Raw genomic sequence first — 20,232 nt, forward strand, 5'->3', positions numbered from 1 at the left:
CTGATAATGTAATCAATAGATATTAAGGGGGAAGCTGTTAAATGTACCAAATCGAGAAGGGATCTATGGAAGAAGTTTTGCTGCATCTTCAGAATATTGGACTGCAACTAAATGAATTCGAAAAGACAAATGAATCCATTCCGGTGAAAAACTATAAAGAACTGCTGGAGTTCAGCATCTCCATTGCCCGCCGTACAAATGATGTTTCTGATACGATAGATGAGATTATCCAGGATATTGAATCCAAGCTTTAAAAAAAGCATATTTAGGTAATCTTATTTTGCCAATTGACATATAAAAAAGCGATGCTCCTCAGCGGGGCATCGCTTTTATTTACTCTTTATCGTCATCTACATAGCCGTCAGTTTCATGGTATGGAACATCCCCATAAGGTGCTTCGATATCATTATCATCGAGCATTGCTTCGTACTCTTCCTGCTTTTTGGAAGGGTAGATTTTTCTTTGCTTGCCTTCCATGTCATTTCCGACAAAGGTTTCATAATCCTCAGTAAAGCCTTCATCATCATGTCCTTCATTATAAAGGGAGTTATAGTCTTCGTAGTCCCCCCTTAAGTCTGAAGGAGTCTCAGAAGTACCGAAGCGGGCAACCTCCTGAAAGCTATCCTCGTTGTCAACAACTTCTCTGAATTGATGATGCTGAAATGTATTGCCGTGTGCAGGTTCAAGAACATCTTCCTCCACAGGGCGGTCTCCCGGCACATTCTGCTCCGGGCTATGTTCTTTGCAGTAAAGAGTTGCAGGAAGGACTTCAAGGCGTTCGTATGGAATTTCAGTTCCGCACTCTTTGCATTTTCCGTAAGAGCCATCCTCGATTGCCTTCAGTGCAGCATTAACTTTATTCAATTCGGAATCATGGTGCTCTTCTAAAGCGAAATCCTTTTCACGTTCATAAAGTTCAGAGCCCATATCAGCGGGGTGGTTGTCATAAAGGGAAAGTTCCCCCACTGTATCTCTTGCACTCGCACTTTCCAGGCTTCCTTCTTTATTGCCTTGAAGCTGAGCTTCCAGTGATCTTTTTTCATCGTTCAATTCCTTTTTTAAGCTGCTGATTTGTTCATTGCTCAACATAATATGTCACATCCTTCTCAGATTGGTATCATGGTGTCTTTCCAAATATTTTTTATAAATAGGCCGAGCTAGCTAATCAGCTTCTAATTCCCCAGCTGAAGCTTGTCCGAACGCTCATGCCGCGCCGATTTAAAAACATAAAACATAGTCCATATGGGTTTAGTATGGACGTTATTGGCAAAATCATAACGGAAGAAAGTCTTCATTGTATAAGGCAAGGCGAATATTCTTCCTTGCGTAAAAAATACCCGTTATTGTCGAATCGAAACCTGGATGGCGTTTTCTGTTGTTTTTTCAAACAAAAAACCCCTGCTTAAGAAGCAGAGGTTAAAGTAATTTTATAAGAAGTAGCCAAGGAACAGGCCTACTGATAATAAAAATCCAAAAATGGTATTTGTCTGTGCCGTAGCCTTCATGGCAGGCATCATCTGCATTGGCAGTGTTTGACCGATAAAACCTTTTGTTGCTTTAACAGCTTTTGGAGCACTAATAACGACAATGGCAAGCCATGGAGAAATGATGTTCATGGCGATTAAGGCAAAAACCCATACATACGACACAATAAACATTCCGGCCAGGAGGTTAATTGCGCCTTTTTTCCCTAATAAAATCGCCAGCGTTTTACGGCCAAATTCTTTATCTCCATCCAAGTCCCTGATATTGTTGGCCAGCAGGATGGCACCAACAAGAATCAGAATTGGGAAGGAAACTAGGATGCTTGTAGAAGTCACTGTTCCCGTTTGGATATAAAATGAAATAAGGATGATCAGCATACCCATAAAAAACCCGGCAAATAACTCGCCAAACGGTGTATAGGCAATTGGCAGTGGACCGCCTGTGTACAAATATCCGACTGCCATGGAAGCCAGCCCGATTACCGCTATCCACCAGCTGGTACTCATGCAAATATAAAAGCCAAGCAGTATGGCAATACCATATAAACCAAATGCCAGGTTCAATACAGTTTGTGGTTTAATCCCTTCACGGACGATCGCTCCGCCAATTCCGACGGATTCCTCCGTGTCCAATCCTCGTTTATAATCGTAATATTCATTAAACATATTGGTAGCAGCCTGGATCAGGAGGCTCGCTGTCAGCATGGCAAAAAATAATCCAAAGTGAATTTCTGTCATTTCCATTGCTAAAGCCGTTCCAAGCAGAACCGGAACAAAAGCGGCTGTAAGAGTGTGAGGTCTTGTCAACTGCCACCAAACTCTCCAGTTCCTTGAATTGGAGGCAGGCGGAAAACTGGTCTGCGTTTGTGGTTGCATTATAACTCTCCCCTTGTTTAATCTATATTCTGTAATGTTAGGTTTTATTGCGTCAATCAAACTTGTTTATTTTAACCGATTCCCAGGGTATTGTCAAAGAAATACTTCATATGGAAATCATGAACCAACTTAAGTGTAGGTAAAGATTAAAGGGGTGTCAACGTATTTTTCCCGTAAACGGAGGCGGTATTTTCCATCTAAAAAGGGAAGATTAAAGTTAGTCTTTCAGGAATTCCTTGGGCTAAGGAGAAGCATCGCTTTCCAATGGCTTAAAATGAGCGTATTTCATATACCCGAGCCCAAAGTAAGCTATAATATAATAAGGATATAAAAAGGATTGCAGTGATTGACATCATTGACATTTTCCAATCCTGAGGTGTATCTTAGAATAAGTTTAAAGTAGGATAATGGCCATTCTGGGCTGTTATTGGAGGGATTTTTTTGGTTACGATACAAGATACGGAACTAAAAGAAGGGATCCAAGAGGCGATCGAGAGGGCAAAGGCCTTATCGAAGCCTGTTTTAGTGAGTGAAGTTCAAAAAATAAATCATATAGAACCCCTTTCTTTTTATGTGGCAGGAAAGAGCCGTTTTTTTGGTGAACGTTTTTTCTGGAAGGATCCTTCTGGTGAAGTTTATATTATCGGTCTCGGTGTATGCAAACAAATTCAGTCAGATCAAAGTGCTGGGCGATTTGATCGTGTTGAAAAGGAATGGAAGCGTTTTATAGATGATAGTATTGTTTTCAATCCATATACCGGAAATGCAGTAGGTCCCGTTATGTTTGGCGGCTTTTCTTTTGATCCATTAAAAGAGAAAACGAAGCTGTGGTCGAAGTTTTCTGATTCACTCTTTCATGTACCTACCTTTATGTACAGTGAAATTAAGGGACAGGCCTTTTTAACAACCAATGTTGTTTGTACCCAGCATGATGACCTTTCTCTTTTCGAAAAGGTTGGCGCTGAACGCGCAGCAGTATTGTCCTCTATAGAGAGTCATTTACCGGAGCCGGGAAATGTCCTGCTCAAGGAAGCGGATATCAATCCGGAGAAGTGGATGAATACGGTGGAAGACATTGTAGAGGAATTAAAAACAGGCTCTTTAAAAAAGGTTGTGCTCGCAAGGGAATCCAGGCTCGTATTTGAAAAGCCGATTGAGATTGAACAAGTGCTTGCAAATCTAATGAATCTTCAAAAAGAGAGTTTTATCTTTGCTTTTGAATCAAATGGAGATTGCTTTATTGGGGCATCTCCGGAACGGCTGATCAAAAAATACGGTGAAAGAGTGTTTACCACATGCCTGGCAGGATCCATTCCTAGAGGTAAAACAGAAGAGGATGACCATATTCTTGGTGATGCCTTATTAAGTGATCAAAAGAACCTGACCGAGCATCAATATGTGGTAGACATGATTAAAGAAGCGATGGAGGAATCCTGTACAGAAGTTGAGCTTCCGGATAAGCCCCAGCTGATGAAAATGAGAGACATTCAGCATCTTTACACCCCTGTTATTGGAAAAACAAGGGATGACGCATCTCTATTGGCTTTGGTTGACCGCCTGCACCCGACTCCTGCTCTTGGCGGACTGCCTAAAAATGAAGCCGTAGAAAAAATAAGAGAGATAGAAGAACTGGATCGGGGCTTTTATGCCGCTCCACTAGGATGGTTGGACTTTAAAGGGAATGGTGAATATGCTGTTGCCATCAGGTCAGGTCTGATTCAGGGCAATGAGGCATCCATTTTTGCCGGCTGTGGAGTAGTCCAGGATTCAAATGCCGAAAGCGAATACCAGGAAACAAAGATTAAGTTCCGTCCAATGCTTACGGCTCTTGGGGGTAATAAATGATGAATCATCAGGAATCGTTAACTTTATATATTGCCGCTTTTGTTGCGGAATTGGTAAAAAGCGGGGTAGAGGATGTCGTGGTCAGTCCCGGCTCCCGTTCTACCCCGATGGCAATGGTGATGGCAGAGCATCCTGAGCTTCGTGTGCATATCCATGTAGACGAACGCTCGGCTGCCTTTTTTGCGTTGGGAATTGCCAAGGCTTCCCAAAAACCTGCCGCTTTGCTATGCACATCCGGGACTGCGGCTGCCAATTATTACCCTGCCATCGTAGAAGCCAATTATTCAAGAGTTCCACTGGTGGTCTTGACTGCCGACCGGCCCCACGAGTTAAGGGATGTAGGTGCGCCACAGGCAATCGATCAAATTCATTTATACGGAAAAAATGTTAAGTGGTTCGTTGAAATGGCACCTCCGGAAAATACAGCAGAAATGCTGCGCTATGCCCGAACTGTATGTGCAAGGGCGGCTTCAATGGCACAGCGCTCCCCTGCAGGCCCGGTTCATCTCAACTTTCCATTTAGAGAACCATTGGTGCCGCAGCTCGATCGAAAAGATTTATTTGCACTGAATGAGCGCGATGATGGTTTTGTAAACATTAAAACAGGTCAGCTTGGCCTTCGGGAAGATGAGTACAGGGAAATAGCGGAGAGCTTAAACACAACCAGCAGAGGCATAATCGTATGCGGCCCTCTGGAAAAAGTTGGTTTCCCTGACGCTGTAATTCAGCTTGCGGAGAAACTCAACTTCCCTATTATTGCTGACCCGCTATCCCAACTAAGAAGCGGTATGCATGATGGCAGCTGGATTATTGATACATATGATAGCTTTTTGAAAAATGAAGACGCAAAGAAGGCCCTTAAGCCTGAAGTTATTATTCGCTTTGGTGCAATGCCTGTGTCAAAGCCTTTGACAATCTTTATGAAAGAAAACAGTGATGCCCGCCAATTGATTGTTGATGGCGGCGGCGGCTGGCGTGATCCGGCATTGCTTTCCACTGAGATGATACATTGTGATGAAACACTATTTTGTAAGTCGCTTACTCCTTCTTTAAATGCCGGCAAGGATGATCAGTTTTTTTCTTTGTGGAAGGAAATCAATCAGATAACCCGGTCCAGATTGGCTGATATAAATAAAGTGGAAGACCTAAGTGAAGGGAAGCTATTTTACCAGCTATCCGAAATGCTTCCTGAAGGCTCCACACTTTTTGTTGGCAATAGTATGCCGATTCGGGATTTGGACACGTTTTTCCATTTCAATGAAAAGAATATAAGAGTGATGGCGAACAGAGGTGCCAACGGAATAGATGGTACCGTATCAACAGCCCTTGGTGCTGGCACCTTGTCACAGCCGCTATATCTCGTTCTTGGCGATCTTACGTTCTTTCATGATTTAAATGGATTAATTGCATCAAAGCTCTATGGAATAGATATCAATATTTTATTGATCAATAACAATGGCGGCGGCATCTTTTCATTCCTTCCGCAAGCGAACCATCCAAAGAACTTCGAAAAACTGTTTGGAACACCGCTTGATCTGGAATTTGGACATGCGATCACCATGTACGGCGGGCAATATGATTTGATTTCTGATTGGGAACATTTTATTTCCACATTCAAACGGAACACTGATGCAAAGGGCATAAAGGTTATGGAGATTACGACAAATCGGGACAAAAACCTAACTGAGCATCGAGATTTGTGGGATTCTGTTTCCCGGGAAATAAGTCGATTGCTTGATAGGTGAATGCCGGTGAATTATGTCATAAAAGGGGTCCGCTATCATGTCGATACTTGGGGTAATGGGTTTCCGCTGCTCCTATTGCACGGTTTTACTGGAAACGGAGAGAGCTGGAAAGAGTTTGAATCCTTCTGGAAGGATCATTCCACAGCCATTGCTTTAGACATTATCGGTCATGGCAACACGGAATCACCAGCTGATATTGCCCAATATGGAATTGAGGAATCTGCAGACGCGATTAATCATCTTTTAGAAAAAATGGGAATTGAGAAAATTGATATCCTCGGTTACTCAATGGGCGGGCGACTCGCGCTCACGTTTGCCATTAAATATCCCCAAAAGGTACGGAAGCTAATCCTGGAAAGCGCTTCTCCAGGGCTTCGTACAGAGGATGAGAGACAAGCTAGGCGTCTTCAGGATGAGAAATTGGCCGAAAAAATAAGGGCCGAAGGAGTCTCCAGGTTTGTTGAGTTTTGGGAGAACATTCCCTTGTTTGAAAGCCAAAAAAAACTCCCATATGACATTCGCAGAGGAATAAGAAAGCAGCGTTTGGATAATTCTATTGAGGGCCTGGCCAACAGCCTAAAAGGGATGGGGACGGGATCCCAGCCATCCTGGTGGGAGCAGCTTTCAAATGTTGAATCCCCTGTTCTTTTAATTACTGGCAGTATAGACAAAAAGTTTTGCAGGATTGCCGGCGAAATGTCGAAGATCCTCCCAAATGGCCAATGGATATCAATTGAAGATGCCGGACATGCAATTCATGTGGAGAAACCTGAAAAATTTGGTACAATAGTAAGTGGGTTTTTGTCGCAAACCGTTGAAAGCTGATTGACATGATCGAAAGCCTGCATTTATAAGCAGGAACCTGTCACATAATGCAGAAGAAGGATGCGGCAAAAAACGCGAATTTTTAATACATAAGGAGGATTCATGTATGTCAGCAGTAGAATGGGTTGCAGGAAAACAATACGAAGAAATTTTATATGAAACATACAATGGAATTGCCAAGATTACGATTAATAGACCGCAAGTCCACAATGCGTTTACACCAAGAACCGTAATGGAATTGATTGATGCGTTTGCTTACGCGCGCGATGATGAAAATGTAGGTGTCATCGTCCTTACTGGTGCCGGAGACAAAGCGTTTTGTTCAGGCGGAGACCAGTCTGTAAGGGGACATGGCGGATATGTAGGCGATGACCAGATCCCTCGTTTAAATGTTCTTGACCTGCAGCGCTTAATCCGTGTAATTCCTAAGCCTGTTATTGCAATGGTAAAAGGCTATGCGATCGGAGGAGGACATGTTCTTCATATCGTATGTGATTTAACAATTGCTGCCGATAACGCTGTGTTCGGACAAACTGGCCCTAAGGTTGGAAGCTTTGATGCGGGATATGGTTCAGGTTATCTTGCAAGAATCGTCGGACATAAGAAAGCACGCGAAATTTGGTATCTGTGCCGCCAGTATGGCGCTCAGGAAGCTTTGGATATGGGGCTTGTCAATACAGTTGTGCCATTGGATAAAGTGGAAGAGGAAACAATTCAGTGGTGTGAAGAGATTCTTGAAAAGAGCCCAACAGCTATCCGCTTCTTGAAGGCTGCCTTCAATGCAGACACTGATGGACTTGCAGGAATCCAGCAATTTGCCGGTGATGCAACACTTCTTTACTATACAACTGACGAGGCTAAAGAAGGCCGCGACGCGTTCAAAGAAAAGCGCAAGCCGGACTTCGGCCAGTTCCCTCGTTTCCCTTGATTTGAAACGGTAAGATTTTACGCAGCTTGATGGCTTGTCCCATCAGGCTGTTTTTATATAGGCTCTGTTAAAGCTTATTGTTGTTTTTTACACCCTGTTGATTGGAGCGGAAGGCACGAGCTCCTCGAAAATGTTATCGCATTTTCTTCGTGCGGTGTTTACTCAGAGATGCTTATTCAAAGTCCTGCGGGAGTGCGGATCAAAGGGAGACCCTGCAGGAGCAAAGCGACGAGGAGCGTCGGACCGCCCGTGGAAAGGGAGTGCCTGCAGGGAAATCAACAGGCAAATTTAACAGAGCCTTTATATAAAAGAGATGAAGCTTACTTTTACATAAAAAAGGGGTGTTTATGATGGAAACGCAGATAATGCCTAACTTTCTTCTTAAAAGATTTTTTTTAACCCCCGAACGCCCTGCCATTCATTTTTCAGGCAAAACTTATTCCTTTTCAGAAGTATATAAACGGGCTTATACCATTGCGGGGCAGTTACAGGCCGCGGGGTTAAGGAGTGGACAATATACCGGCGTGCTGCTCCGAAATCATGTTGATACAGCTTTCATTCTATTGGCTTTACAGCTGATTAACGTAAAAGCAGTCATATTAAATAACAGGCTGACAGCAAAGGAATTGATATGGCAGGTGAATGATTCCCAATCAGCTTACCTGTTAACTGAAAGGGCCTTTGAAGAGGTAAGTCAAAATATCACCGATTCCCTACCAGCTGTATCAGCCATCCTTAAGGAAAATTTATTTGACTCTTATTACACCGATCCTGAAATTGTTGAAGAGATTAGCCTTGATGAGGTATGCACCGTTATGTATACGTCCGGTACAACGGGAAATCCAAAAGGTGTCCTGCAAACTTATGGAAACCACTGGTGGAGTGCGATTGGTTCTGCACTGAATCTGGGGTTAAGTGAAAACGACAGCTGGCTCTGCATGGTTCCCCTCTTTCATATTAGCGGGTATTCAATTCTCATGCGCACCATTATATATGGCATGAAAATGGTGCTTTTTGAATCATTTGATGAGAAAAAAGCCATTGCAGCGATCCATAGCGAAAAAGTTACCATTATGTCTGTTGTCAGTACGATGCTAACAAGGATAGCGGATGACCTTCAAGATAAAAAGCTTCCGGATTATTTCAGGTGCATGCTTTTAGGTGGAGGCCCTGCAGCAAAATCCTTGCTTGAGGTTTGCAGGGGGAAAGATATTCCGGTGTATCAGACATACGGGATGACGGAAACCTCCTCACAGATTGTAACACTGGCTCCGGAATACAGCTTTAGCAAACTCGGATCTGCCGGAAAGCCCCTGTTTCCCTCTCAGCTTTATATTGCTGCGTCAGATGGGGGAAACGCAAAGCCGGACGAAGCAGGAGAAATCTTAGTGAAAGGCCCGAATGTAACGAAGGGGTACTTAAATCGTGAAGATGAAACGGTGAGGAAAATAAATGACGGATGGCTTTCTACTGGAGATATCGGCTATTTGGACTCAGAAGGATTCTTATATGTCCTCGACCGGCGATCTGACTTGATTATTTCTGGCGGTGAAAATATTTATCCTGCCGAAATCGAAGGGGTGTTAGTTTCTCATCCGGGCATAGTTGATGCAGGTGTTATTGGCGTTAAGGACGAGGTTTGGGGGGAAGTCCCTGTTGCCTTTGTTGCCGGAGAAAGGCTGGATAAAGAGGAAATCATACAATATTGCTCGGGGAAGCTTGCAAAGTATAAGGTTCCAAAAAGAATATTGCACATTGATGAAATTCCAAGAAATGCGTCTAAGAAGATTTTAAGAAGAAAGCTCCGGGATTTACTTGAGAAAAGCGGTAAATAGACATGGATATTAAATCAATCACATTATATAAAATAACAATGCCCATGAGGACTCCTTTTTCCACCCATTTGGGTACTGTGGAAGACAGAGAAGGGATAATGGTTGAAGTGAAGGATAAAGAGGGCCGGAAAGGCTATGGTGAAGGAGTAGCATTCTCGTCGCCATGGTATACCGAGGAAACGGTTGAAACGAGCTATCATATGCTGAGGGACTTTCTTATTCCGTTATTGAGGAAGTCGACAGACTTAACCCATCCATCACAAGCTGCTCCTTTATTTGATACTTTTAAAAGAAACCGTATGGCCAAGGCTGCTCTGGAAACTGCCTTGTGGGATTTGGCCGCTAAGAAGGAAGAAGTTCCACTGTCCCAATTTATTGGCGGAACCCAAAAGAGGATTCCATCCGGTGTGGTCGTTGGTGCAAAAACAAAGGAAGAAGTACGAAGTCAAATCGAGTCTTACCTCGAGGATGGCTATCAAAGGGTGAAAATTAAAATCAGCCCTGATAATGACTTTGAGTTTATTTCGGATATTCGCCGTCATTTTCCGAAGCTGCCATTGATGGCAGATGCAAATTCAGCTTACACACTGGATCATATTGACCATTTAAAGAGGCTTGATGATTTTGGGCTGCTGATGATCGAACAGCCGCTGGAACACGATGACATAGTCGACCATGCCAAATTGCAGAAAGAGCTAAAAACACCGATTTGCCTGGATGAAAGCATCGTGACGTTTAATGATGCTCGGCGAGCGATTGAATTGGGCAGCTGCAAAGTGATCAATATTAAGATCGGCCGGGTTGGCGGAATGGGCACAGCCAAGAAAATTCATGACTACTGTCTGGAAAAGGGGATACAAGTCTGGTGCGGAGGGATGCTGGAGTTTGGGATCTCCAGAGCGCATAACATCGCACTTGCTTCCATGGCGGGTTTTACAATACCTGGTGATATTTCAGCCTCGAGCCGCTATTGGGAGGAAGATATTGTTTTTCCTGAGGTGACGGTGGAAAATGGAATAATAGAGGTCCCTTGTAAGCCTGGCATTGGCTTTGAGATTAATGAGAAGAGATTAAAGGAAGTCTTAGTTTCAAAGGAAACCTTTGCGTTTTAGGCAGCAAAAAGCAGTTCTGCTTTAGTGGCGGAACTGCTTTTTTCATATGGCTAAGTGAAGTAATAAATATAGACAGCCAGGGCTACAACAGATAGAAGAATAGCAATGATATAAATATAGGTCAGGTTCGCGGTGTTTTTCTTAGTGGCACTGGAATAGCCTTCATCGCTTTTTCCTGTTAATAATAGTGTGAAAATGACTGCAGCTATAAGAATTATGATGACAAGAGCAATGGCGAAGGTCAATATAAACACCTACTTTTATTATTTTCTATCTTTATTATAGTGTTAATAATAGCATTGTTAATGCTTTATTTATTGCGGTTTTGTGAACTTGCATCTCAGTATTGTATTTTTTAGCTTAAGAGGAAAATTTGCAAAAAAATAAGACGCTTACGCAGCGTCTTTTATCCTAAAAATTATTGAGTAATTTCGTCTTTAATAAATGAATCCTCTTTGATCGCAAAGGAGCTTAATCCAGCAGCAGCGGCGAACGCAGCTCCAAGCATGATAACTGTTGATAACATATGTATCACTCCTGTAAGTTGTTGTTATTCAATACATTCCCCGTTATGTATGTCTTAAACATTATATTTTAAAAAATACTCAACTTTCCCGAAAAAAAGCGATGCCGGTATAGTACCTGGCACCGCTTTATTATTGTAACCTGGAAGACATTAAAAAATGCTTACACTATGGCACGCCTGTGTTCGACAAAATTCGGGCGGTGCCTGTCACCATCTCTTAAAGGTCGTGCGGTTCGAAGGTTTTGCAGTCTGTTTCGCGTGTGTTATCGGCTGTTTCGCCCGTATGGCTGACTACATAGATTTTATCAGCGCTGCAGCGGTTGCCGTTTGCCCAGAATGTACAGTTATTTACTTCGCATAAAACGTCTTTAGCCATTACCTATCACTCCTTAGCAGATTTGCGACCAAACCGAATTCGACAAAATTCGGGCGGTACCTGGTACCAGGGTCTTCTTTATTTTCTGCAGGGTGCGGACATTAAGTCGTGGCATTTGCAGGGAATGTTAGGTTGGGTCTTTGGTTTGTTTTTGCCGCAGATAGCGTTTGTCGTTCATGAATAAGCTCCAAAAGTAAATAAAGCCGGGAAATAGGATTAGGAATCCTGCGATATAGGTAGCGAAAATAGCCCTGAATGAACTTGGGTCTGTAAAGGCGGAGGCAATGGTTACCTCTGGATAAACGATGTATGGCAGATGTGCTTTTCCGTATACATAGCTGGCAGCCAGGTATTGCAGGGTGACAGCTATGACGGAGAGCCTTGGGATTCCCTTCACGCCTTTTTTATTTACCGATGGCAGGAAAAGTGCTAATCCGCCAAGTAAAAACAATCCGAGCGAAAATAATAGCACAGGAAGATCATCAAGCATTTTTTCATAAATCCAGAAGGCTTCCTTCTTTAGTGTGAACATAATGAGAAAAGCCATTGCAATCGAAATCGGACCCAGAATAATGGCATCCCTCCGGTACACAGAGTAGGCTACCATTTCCTCTGAGGCTTTGGAGTAATCCGCCAGCAGCAGGGATGACAAAAACAGGGTGCTGCTGATGGCAAAGCCGATAAATGCATATTCATTGGGGCTTGTAAAAAGACGTGCGAGATCCAGTGACTGCCTGCCATCAGCGAAGTTCACGAAATTCCCGTGAGTGATCGGCAATACGCTGATCAGCAACCCAGGAATCAGTATCCCTGATATACCTGAAACATATGTAAGCGGTTTTCGATATTCCTCAGCGATGTTGGAAAACACGAGGAATGCACTGCGGATAGCCAGCAGCAGTAAAATTAGGCTCCCAGGAATGAGAAGTACGGTTCCCAGAGTATAAGCTGCAGAAGGAAATAGGCTATAAACGGCTACCACAATTGCAACGATAAAGGTGTTTGTAACTTCCCAGGTAGGCGATAAATAACGGTTTGCCACATTTGCAGCTTTGATTTTCGGCCGATTTAAATAAATCATAGACCAGAATCCGGCGCCAAAATCCATCGTTGCCATAACTGCGTATATAAATACGAAACCCCATAGCACCGTTATGGCCAGCAGTTCTTCAGGCATTCAGTTCACTCCTTCACGAGTTTGATCCGTAGAGTGGAACGTTTTTCTGTTCAGCTCTATTGATATCATCAATGACGGTATTCTTTTTAAAGTAATAAAGCATGACAAATACAACTGCCACCCCGAGCACCACATAAATCAAGGCAAAAAGAATAAATAAAATACCCAAATTCTCCGCAGTTGTAACGGAATCGGCAGTGGAAAGCACCCGGTAAATGGTCCAAGGCTGGCGTCCTGTACATGCGAAAATCCAGCCAAATTCAATCCCCAGAACTGCCAGCGGGCCAGATGCAATAAAAGCCCACATAAAGAAACGGGGAAAACGGTCCTTTTTCAAAAACTTGTTCCATACGAAGGCGACCAATGATAATAAAATCAGTAATGAGCCTATGCCGACCATCGCATTAAAAAGGGTATGGATGAAAAGCGGCGGCCACTCTTCTTCCGGAAAATCATTTAGCCCTACTACGACGGTATCAAAGCTATTTCCGGCCAAAAAACTCAACGCCCAAGGGATCTCAATTCCCCATTTCACTTCCTGTGTTTCACGGTCTGTAAATCCGCCGATTGCCAGCGGGGCGTACGATTGAGTTTCAAACAGCCCTTCAGCCGCAGCCAGCTTTTCAGGCTGGTATTCATGCAGATATTGAGCTGATTCATGGCCGTTTATAGCTGTTAGAAAGGAAAAGATTCCTCCTACGATTAAGCTAAGCATTAACGCTTTTTTATGAAAGTTATAAACTCTGGTTTCAAATGGCGTCTTCAACATTTTAAAAGCGGCTACCGATGCGACCACAAATGCCCCTGTGGTATAAGCCGATAATGCCACATGCCCTGCTGTCACAATAAAGCTCGGGTTAAAAAAGGCAGCCCAGGGGTCCACATCGACAATTTCTCCATCAACAATCCTGAATCCCTGCGGTGTTCCTTCAAAGGCATGGACATTTGTAATCAGGACCGCAGAAGCGAACGCACCAAGAGCAACGAGAACCAGGCTTGAAATCCGCATCCATGGCGGGATTCTTTCAGCTGCATACACATATATGGACATAAATAAAGCCTCAATAAAAAAGGCGTAGATTTCAATTTGGAATGGCAATGCCATTACTATGCCGATCACTTCCATAAAACCTGGCCATAAGAGGGAGAGCTGTGTCCCCGCAATCGTTCCTGTCGGGATTCCCACTCCAAGGAGAACGGCAAAGGCCTTGGTCCACCTTTTAGCCATAATGACGTAATCCTGGTCCTTCGTTTTTTGATAAAGGAGTTCGGCAGTTAGCATCATAAGCGGCAAACCAACGCCTATTGTGGCAAAAATAATGTGGAAGCCCATGGTGGTCCCAAATAAGGACCGGGCAATCAATAAATCACTCATTGAATTTTCATCCCTTCAAAATTCTTCAATGGAAATAGTTTCTTCTAAATTAAATCCAAATATGTAAACATTTCCTTGAATTGATTTTAAGGAAAGAATTCTAGAAAACAGGTGAGCTGATTTCTGTTTCAGTCTCTCGGTTTCCCTGGACGGCCCGTTGCTCTTCTGCGCATGATACCTCTGTGCGGGATCTATCTTTGATTCACTCTCCCGCAGGGATATCACGCCTTCCGCTCCCATCAACAGGTGCTGAATTCAAAGTGAACTTTTACACAGCCAAGGGAATAAAAAAACCTCCCAGGCTGGGAGGTGAACTTTAATTATTCATTTAATGCTTTTTCAAGCGAGGCAAGATTGTCTCTCATGAGGGTAAAATAAGTCTGGTTATCTTGTATATCCTCTTCTGTTAAGACAGACAAGTTATGGAGCATTAAAGGTTTGGCACCAATTTCTTTTTGCAGAATTTCGGTAAGCCGTGAGCTTACATTTTGTTCAAAAAAGACATATTTTAAGTCATGCTCTTTTGCTTCAGCAATAATTTTCTGTAATTCCTTTTGGGTAGGTTCACTTGAAGAGTTTAACCCGGAGACGCTAATTTGGTCTAAACCATAACGTTCTTCCCAATAGCCGTAAGCTGCATGGGAAACAATGAATTCTTTATGCTTCGCATTCTTAATGGTTTGCTCGAAATCGCTGTGCAAGTCATCAAGCTCTTGTGAAAGCTCCTGATAGTTTTTTTCGAATTGCTCTTCGTGTTCAGGCATTTGTTCTGCTAAAGCAGCTTTAACCGATTTTGCCAATTCCTTGGCGTATAAAGGGTCAAGCCATACATGCGGGTCAATGTCCCCATGGTTATGGTCATCATGGCCTTCTTCTGCTTCGCCGGAATGATCATCAGAATGGCTTTCTTCTTCGTCACCGGCATGTTCCTCTGAATGCCCTTCTTCTTCTTCATGAGCTGCATCGTGATTGTCTTCGGAATGAACAAATTCGATATTTTCTCCGGCTGCGGCCATTGTAACATTCTCATTTTTCAATGTTTCTTTTGCTTTTTCCACAAATCCCTCAAGTCCGAGTCCCACAAAAATAAATAGATCTGAATCAGCCAAATTCATCATATCTTTTTGAGATGGCTCAAAAGTATGTTCATCTGATCCAGGAGGGTAAACCGTTGCTACTTCTATAAAATCTCCGCCAATCCTTTCTGTAAAATATTGGAGCGGATAGACAGTTGTATAAACAGTCTCTTTCTTGTTTTCCCCTCCTTCTTTTGCAGGGCTTTCATCTGTGCAGGCTGATAAAACCAGAATAAGGCCTAGAAATAAAAAAATAATGGCTTTTTTCATGACGTTTCTCCTCTCTTTATAAAGCGTATTTATTACGATTTATCTAGTAAAAAAATATTTAATACGTAATCATTACGATTTCACTTAGTAATCTTACAAAATATATAGCAAAAAAGCAAGGATAAAAATTTGTTTGCAGCCCCGGCTTTTTGTATCATGGTTAAGAGGGACATTTTTTAACAATCAATAGCCAGCCTGTTAAAGTCTCTCTATATTATTGACAATAACTTTGTCCGATATAGCAGCTAAGAGCTGCTGGTCTCATAATTAATTAGAATGGGAGTGGAACAATTGAAACTTTTAGAAGAAATCTTAAACCATAATCAGCAATTTGTTGAAGAAAAGAGATACGAAGAGTTTGAAACAACAAAATTCCCCAATAAAAAGATGGTTATTTTAACTTGCATGGACACCCGTTTAGTCGAGCTGCTTCCTAAAGCACTGAATGTAAGAAACGGTGATGTGAAAATTATTAAAAATGCTGGCGCGCTTGTCACACACCCTTTTGGAAGTATTATGAGAAGCATTCTTATTGCAGTATACCAGCTGCAGGCGAAAGAAGTATTTGTGATTGGCCATCATGATTGCGGGATGAGCGGAATGAAAGCTGATACTGTTGTTAGCAGTATGAAGGAGAGAGGCATTACAGAGGATGCATTGGATACGGTGACTTATTCAGGAATTGCCGCCGGAGACTGGCTGAAAGGCTTTGAAAATGTAGAAGATAGTGTTGCGCACAGTGTCCATATGGTGAAAAAGCATCCATTAATGCCCGAGGATGTGCCTGTGCACGGATTAGTCATTAACCCAGGCACAGGTAAGCTCGATTTGGTAGTAGACGGGTACGAGTCTTAATCCCTTTTCTTGCCGGGCCATTCCTCAGGGACAAAATCAAGGCCGCCCGGATGAAAAGGATGGCATTTGACGATTCGTTTTATTGTAAGCCATCCGCCCCTTAACGCTCCGAACCGCTTAACAGATTCCAGCCCATAATGGGAACATGTCGGATAAAATCGGCATGTTGGAGGCTTAAGAGGAGAAATAACAATTTGGTAAAAGCGAAATAGTGATATTAATAATTTTTTCAGCATAAAAAGGCCTTCCCTTTTACGAACATATTTTCCTTTAAAATAACATATAATCGTTAAAACGTCTAAATGTTCATATTAATTTGATGAATTTAGTCGGAAATTGCGTTATAATAAAAGGAAAACATTAGGGAGTGTTCTTGATGCCTTCAGTTGAAAGCTTTGAATTAGATCATAACGCTGTTAAAGCGCCATATGTAAGGCACTGTGGTGTACATAAGGTTGGAAGTGACGGTGTGGTCAATAAATTTGATATTCGCTTTTGTCAGCCAAACAAACAGGCCATGAAGCCGGATGTGATTCATACATTGGAGCATCTGCTTGCTTTCAATATCCGTACACATGCCGAAAAGTATGATCATTTTGATATCATTGATATTTCACCGATGGGATGCCAGACAGGCTATTATCTGGTTGTAAGCGGAGAACCGGCAGTCGAGGAAATCATTGATTTGCTAGAAGACACATTAAAGGATGCAGTTGAAGTAACGGAAATTCCTGCTGCAAATGAAAAGCAATGCGGCCAGGCAAAACTTCATGATCTTGAAGGTGCAAAGCGCCTGATGAGATTTTGGCTGGATCATTCAAAGGAAGATTTAAAACAAGTTTTTGCATAAAAGAAAAACGGGCTGCTATCAGCCCGTTTTTTCTATAAGATCGGAGACAGCAGCCTTGAAACTGACTCTTTTAATTTAATTTTTAAAGCCCTCTTGCTGTAGTCTTCCGCTGTCAGCTTTCTTGATAGCTGGATATCTTCTTTAAAGCTTTCCGTTAAGTTTCTCGATACTTCACGATCATATATAAATGCGTTAACTTCAAAGTTCAGCCTGAAACTTCTCACGTCAATATTGGCCGTCCCGACAGAGGAAACTTCTTCATCTACAATTATCGTTTTGGCGTGGATAAAGCCATTTTCATAAATATAAATATTTGCATCAGCTTTCAGCATTTCCCCCACATAGGAAAAGGTTGCCCAATAGACAAACATATGGTCAGGCTTGTTCGGAATCATAATATTGACTTCCACTCCGGAGAGTGCAGCAATTCTCAAAGCGTCCAGAACACTTGCATCCGGAATGAAGTATGGGGTTTGGATATAAATAGATTTGCGGGCTGACGAAATCATTTTAATATAGCCATTTTTAATTTGTTCCCACTCCGAATCAGGTCCGCTGGTAACAATCTGCATTCCTACATTTTCAGACGAATAGGCTGGTGGAAAGAATTCAGGAGCATAGTAAATATCATGGCGATGGGAAGCCTGGTTCCAGTCAAGGATGAAGCGTGTTTGCATGGAGTGGACTGCGCTTCCTTCAATCCGTAAATGGGTATCACGCCAATAGCCGAATCTTGGATTCAAGCCGAGATATTCATCCCCAACGTTGAATCCGCCGACATAGCCAATTTTACCGTCTATGATAGCAAGCTTCCGGTGATTGCGGTAATTAATCCTCAGGTTGATAAAATGCAGACGTGAAGGGAAAAAGGCTTCAATCTCGCCGCCTGCTTCCATTAGCTCTTTAAATACTTTTTTGTGCAGGCTTCTTGAGCCAAGCTCATCATACAGTACTCTCACTTTTACCCCTTCTTTGGCTTTTTCAGTGAGCAGATTGATCAGGCTTTTCCCAAGATTATCTCGCTTGAAGATATAGTATTGTAAGTGAATGTGATCCTTTGCTTCCGTTATATCCCGCATAAGCGAGTCAAATTTCTCTCTGCCATCGGTAAAGATTGTAACAGAGTTATCCTGAGTCAATACAGCATCATTATTGACCAGATGCATGTAGATCAGATCTTTGCATTTCAAAATGATGTTATTCTGAAAACGAAAATCTTTGGCTTTGATCCCCTTAATCTGATTATTGAGCAGTTCATCTATCCCAATCTTCTTGCGGTCTTCCCATTGAAACATTTTTCTTCTCGTTAAATTTTGGCCAAAGAAAAGGTACATGAAAAACCCAAGCAGCGGAATGAAGAACAGGACCATCAGCCATGCCCAGGTAGCACCGGCATCTCTTCGTTCCAAAAATATAACGAAGACAGCAAGAATAATATTTAATACTAAAAAAACAGTAAGCGTTATGGAGTAAATATCCATTAGAATGTCCTCTCCACTTTTATTGTCATTTTATTCAATCCCCTATTAAAGAAAAGGAAAACCTCCGAAAAGGCGGAGGCTCTATTTAGAATAGCGTATGCTTATGAATGGTTTTGGTTTTTTTCTGATTCCTCTTCCTGTTGTTCGTTTTCTCTTTCGTTTTCAGGAAGCGGATCAATCGGGTCTACTGTATGTTTAAATTGATAGGCTTTTGAAGTGGTTACTACACTTAATAATAGAACGACGAAGACGATGATAATTGATATAACTAAAACCGTATACATGTTTCTCCCCCTTTTCTAACAATATTTTACCATGAAATAGCCTTTTCATAAAAATTTCGCTGAAGAACTGGCACAGGTTTTATTTCTATTTTTTGAGGGTAATCTATTGTTGGGAGGATGATTTATATGAGTAAGGAATTAGTAAGTGCTGTTAATCAGCAAGTAGCAAACTGGACTGTTTTATATGTAAAGCTTCATAACTACCACTGGTATATTAAAGGGAAAAACTTCTTTACCCTGCATGCCAAGTTTGAAGAACTTTATAATGAAGCCAATGAACATGTAGATGAATTGGCTGAACGAATTTTAGCATTAGAAGGAAATCCGGTTGCAACCATGAAGGAGTGCCTGGAAACGGCTTCAATCAAAGAAGCGACTGGATCTGAAAAAGAAGAAGAAATGGTCCAATCGATTGTCGATGACTTCGAAAAAATGCTGGACGAGCTTCAGGAAGGCATTGAGCTTGCAGAAGAAGCTAAGGATGAAGGCACAGGCGATATGCTGATTGCTGTTAAGCAAAGCTTGAAAAAACATATTTGGATGCTTAAAGCATACCTGGGATAATAGATAAAGGACTGGCTGCAAAGCCAGTCTTTTATCATTTGATTCTGTTATAGTTCAGTGTTGATATTGGCACTCTGTTCATTGGAGCGGAAGGCTTGAGACTCAAGTGGGAGAAGCGAGTCTAAGGGAGATTCCGCAGGCGCATGGTGCCTGGGAGCATCAGACAGCCCGCGGAAAAAGCAAACGTCTGGTGCGGAAACAACAGACAAGTATTAGCAGTGCTTGTCATTTTTTTGCAAAATAAAAAGCGGCATTGGAGCCGCTGCATAATATTATGGACTGAAAATATATCCTGTTATGTATCGTTAGTGTATGTTTCTATGATGGATGATCGGGCTGCGGCGCTGGCCATAATTTTCGCTTGCGAACTTCCCTTTCAGGCTCTCAATCAAATAAAGCCCCATTAAGTCATAAAGCTCCTGGTTATCCATATCGCGGATAATGCTCAGCAAATCCTCTCTGTCCATTTCCTCCAAGAAGGCGAAAGCAAGCATGTCAATATCCTCTTCATCACCTGTCAGCTTGTTTCGGTAGAGTTCGTAAAGCTCATCAATAAGTTTCATGGCAATTCACCTCCCTAAAAAAAGATCCCGTTTTTAATAGTATACTTATTTAATACCCTTCATGCCGAAAAATATTCCTCGCTGCTTTACTTCGGGACAATGCAATGTCTGCTTCGCTGATCACAGCCATTGATTAAACTTAGTATATGTAAGCTCCGGGAGAATGATCTTAATTTCGTATAATT

General features: G+C 42.3%; 21 protein-coding genes. 10 read left to right on the forward strand and 11 right to left on the reverse strand.

Translation table 11 applies throughout. The annotated features are described in order from the left end of the window. The first annotated feature begins 41 nt into the window (after positions 1–41). On the forward strand, positions 42–254 hold the full coding sequence (locus tag AC3ZVC_RS08885) for a hypothetical protein (protein WP_110066403.1): 213 nt from the start codon (positions 42–44) through the stop codon (positions 252–254). Positions 255–333: 79 nt separating this feature from the next. Here the strand turns inward: AC3ZVC_RS08885 and AC3ZVC_RS08890 are convergent, their stop codons facing one another. Both AC3ZVC_RS08890 and AC3ZVC_RS08895 read right to left on the reverse strand, forming a co-directional pair. Next, entirely contained in the window at positions 334–1,089 is a 756-nt protein-coding gene (locus tag AC3ZVC_RS08890; RefSeq protein ID WP_490067953.1) for a TraR/DksA C4-type zinc finger protein, read from the reverse strand. Positions 1,090–1,427: 338 nt separating this feature from the next. Beyond that, positions 1,428–2,360 (reverse strand): 1,4-dihydroxy-2-naphthoate polyprenyltransferase, encoded by a 933-nt coding sequence (locus AC3ZVC_RS08895; protein WP_490067954.1) that lies wholly within the window; start codon positions 2,358–2,360, stop codon positions 1,428–1,430. Between the two features lie 441 nt (positions 2,361–2,801). Between AC3ZVC_RS08895 and AC3ZVC_RS08900 the strand changes: the two genes are divergently transcribed. The 6 genes from AC3ZVC_RS08900 to menC all read left to right on the forward strand — a co-directional run bounded on the left by AC3ZVC_RS08900 (position 2,802) and on the right by menC (position 10,650). After that, the gene (locus AC3ZVC_RS08900; RefSeq protein ID WP_490067955.1) at positions 2,802–4,205 is read left to right on the forward strand and encodes an isochorismate synthase; all 1,404 of its coding nucleotides are present in this window, start codon (positions 2,802–2,804) and stop codon (positions 4,203–4,205) included. Next, the gene (menD, locus tag AC3ZVC_RS08905) at positions 4,205–5,950 is read left to right on the forward strand and encodes a 2-succinyl-5-enolpyruvyl-6-hydroxy-3-cyclohexene-1-carboxylic-acid synthase (RefSeq protein WP_490068869.1); all 1,746 of its coding nucleotides are present in this window, start codon (positions 4,205–4,207) and stop codon (positions 5,948–5,950) included. The genes AC3ZVC_RS08900 and menD overlap by 1 nt, the downstream gene beginning before the upstream one ends. Then, positions 5,951–6,775: a 2-succinyl-6-hydroxy-2,4-cyclohexadiene-1-carboxylate synthase gene (menH, locus tag AC3ZVC_RS08910; protein WP_490067956.1), complete on the forward strand. Its 825-nt coding sequence runs from the start codon at positions 5,951–5,953 to the stop codon at positions 6,773–6,775. 106 nt (positions 6,776–6,881) lie between these two features. Next, entirely contained in the window at positions 6,882–7,703 is an 822-nt protein-coding gene (gene menB / locus AC3ZVC_RS08915) for a 1,4-dihydroxy-2-naphthoyl-CoA synthase (RefSeq protein ID WP_144546471.1), read from the forward strand. A gap of 350 nt (positions 7,704–8,053) precedes the next feature. Next, on the forward strand, positions 8,054–9,538 hold the full coding sequence (locus tag AC3ZVC_RS08920; protein ID WP_490068870.1) for an o-succinylbenzoate--CoA ligase: 1,485 nt from the start codon (positions 8,054–8,056) through the stop codon (positions 9,536–9,538). Positions 9,539–9,540: 2 nt separating this feature from the next. Beyond that, on the forward strand, positions 9,541–10,650 hold the full coding sequence (menC, locus tag AC3ZVC_RS08925; protein WP_490067957.1) for an o-succinylbenzoate synthase: 1,110 nt from the start codon (positions 9,541–9,543) through the stop codon (positions 10,648–10,650). A 50-nt stretch (positions 10,651–10,700) separates the two neighbouring features. Here menC and AC3ZVC_RS08930 read toward each other — a convergent pair whose 3' ends face one another. The 5 genes from AC3ZVC_RS08930 to AC3ZVC_RS08950 form a co-directional block, all read right to left on the reverse strand. Then, positions 10,701–10,895, reverse strand: a complete 195-nt coding sequence (locus AC3ZVC_RS08930) for a hypothetical protein (protein WP_490067958.1) — start codon at positions 10,893–10,895, stop codon at positions 10,701–10,703. A gap of 498 nt (positions 10,896–11,393) precedes the next feature. Beyond that, positions 11,394–11,552, reverse strand: coding sequence for a DUF1540 domain-containing protein (locus tag AC3ZVC_RS08935; RefSeq protein ID WP_490067959.1), 159 nt, complete (start codon positions 11,550–11,552; stop codon positions 11,394–11,396). A 127-nt stretch (positions 11,553–11,679) separates the two neighbouring features. Beyond that, a complete protein-coding gene (locus AC3ZVC_RS08940) occupies positions 11,680–12,729 on the reverse strand; it encodes a cytochrome d ubiquinol oxidase subunit II (protein ID WP_490067960.1) in 1,050 nt (349 codons plus the stop codon). Between the two features lie 13 nt (positions 12,730–12,742). Further along, entirely contained in the window at positions 12,743–14,104 is a 1,362-nt protein-coding gene (locus AC3ZVC_RS08945) for a cytochrome ubiquinol oxidase subunit I (RefSeq protein WP_490067961.1), read from the reverse strand. A gap of 320 nt (positions 14,105–14,424) precedes the next feature. Next, positions 14,425–15,450, reverse strand: a complete 1,026-nt coding sequence (locus AC3ZVC_RS08950) for a metal ABC transporter solute-binding protein, Zn/Mn family (protein ID WP_490067963.1) — start codon at positions 15,448–15,450, stop codon at positions 14,425–14,427. Between the two features lie 291 nt (positions 15,451–15,741). On the opposite strand from AC3ZVC_RS08950, the gene AC3ZVC_RS08955 reads away from it, so the two are divergent. Further along, on the forward strand, positions 15,742–16,305 hold the full coding sequence (locus AC3ZVC_RS08955) for a beta-class carbonic anhydrase (protein ID WP_490067964.1): 564 nt from the start codon (positions 15,742–15,744) through the stop codon (positions 16,303–16,305). Here the strand turns inward: AC3ZVC_RS08955 and yidD are convergent. Beyond that, on the reverse strand, positions 16,302–16,541 hold the full coding sequence (gene yidD, locus AC3ZVC_RS08960; RefSeq protein ID WP_490067965.1) for a membrane protein insertion efficiency factor YidD: 240 nt from the start codon (positions 16,539–16,541) through the stop codon (positions 16,302–16,304). The two genes, AC3ZVC_RS08955 and yidD, sit on opposite strands and share 4 nt — an antisense overlap. 140 nt (positions 16,542–16,681) lie before the next feature. Between yidD and AC3ZVC_RS08965 the strand changes: the two genes are divergently transcribed. Continuing rightward, a complete protein-coding gene (locus AC3ZVC_RS08965; RefSeq protein WP_490067966.1) occupies positions 16,682–17,155 on the forward strand; it encodes an S-ribosylhomocysteine lyase in 474 nt (157 codons plus the stop codon). A gap of 32 nt (positions 17,156–17,187) precedes the next feature. Here the strand turns inward: AC3ZVC_RS08965 and cls are convergent, their stop codons facing one another. Both cls and ytzI read right to left on the reverse strand, forming a co-directional pair. Next, positions 17,188–18,636, reverse strand: a complete 1,449-nt coding sequence (cls, locus tag AC3ZVC_RS08970) for a cardiolipin synthase (protein ID WP_490067967.1) — start codon at positions 18,634–18,636, stop codon at positions 17,188–17,190. Between the two features lie 101 nt (positions 18,637–18,737). Next, a complete protein-coding gene (ytzI, locus tag AC3ZVC_RS08975) occupies positions 18,738–18,920 on the reverse strand; it encodes a YtzI protein (protein WP_490067968.1) in 183 nt (60 codons plus the stop codon). A gap of 126 nt (positions 18,921–19,046) precedes the next feature. Between ytzI and AC3ZVC_RS08980 the strand changes: the two genes are divergently transcribed. Then, positions 19,047–19,484 (forward strand): Dps family protein, encoded by a 438-nt coding sequence (locus tag AC3ZVC_RS08980; protein WP_490067969.1) that lies wholly within the window; start codon positions 19,047–19,049, stop codon positions 19,482–19,484. 305 nt (positions 19,485–19,789) lie between these two features. Here the strand turns inward: AC3ZVC_RS08980 and AC3ZVC_RS08985 are convergent, their stop codons facing one another. Beyond that, on the reverse strand, positions 19,790–20,047 hold the full coding sequence (locus tag AC3ZVC_RS08985; protein ID WP_110066387.1) for a DUF6154 family protein: 258 nt from the start codon (positions 20,045–20,047) through the stop codon (positions 19,790–19,792). Between the last annotated feature and the right edge of the window lie 185 nt (positions 20,048–20,232).

This window comes from Cytobacillus sp. C11.1 (assembly GCF_058145115.1).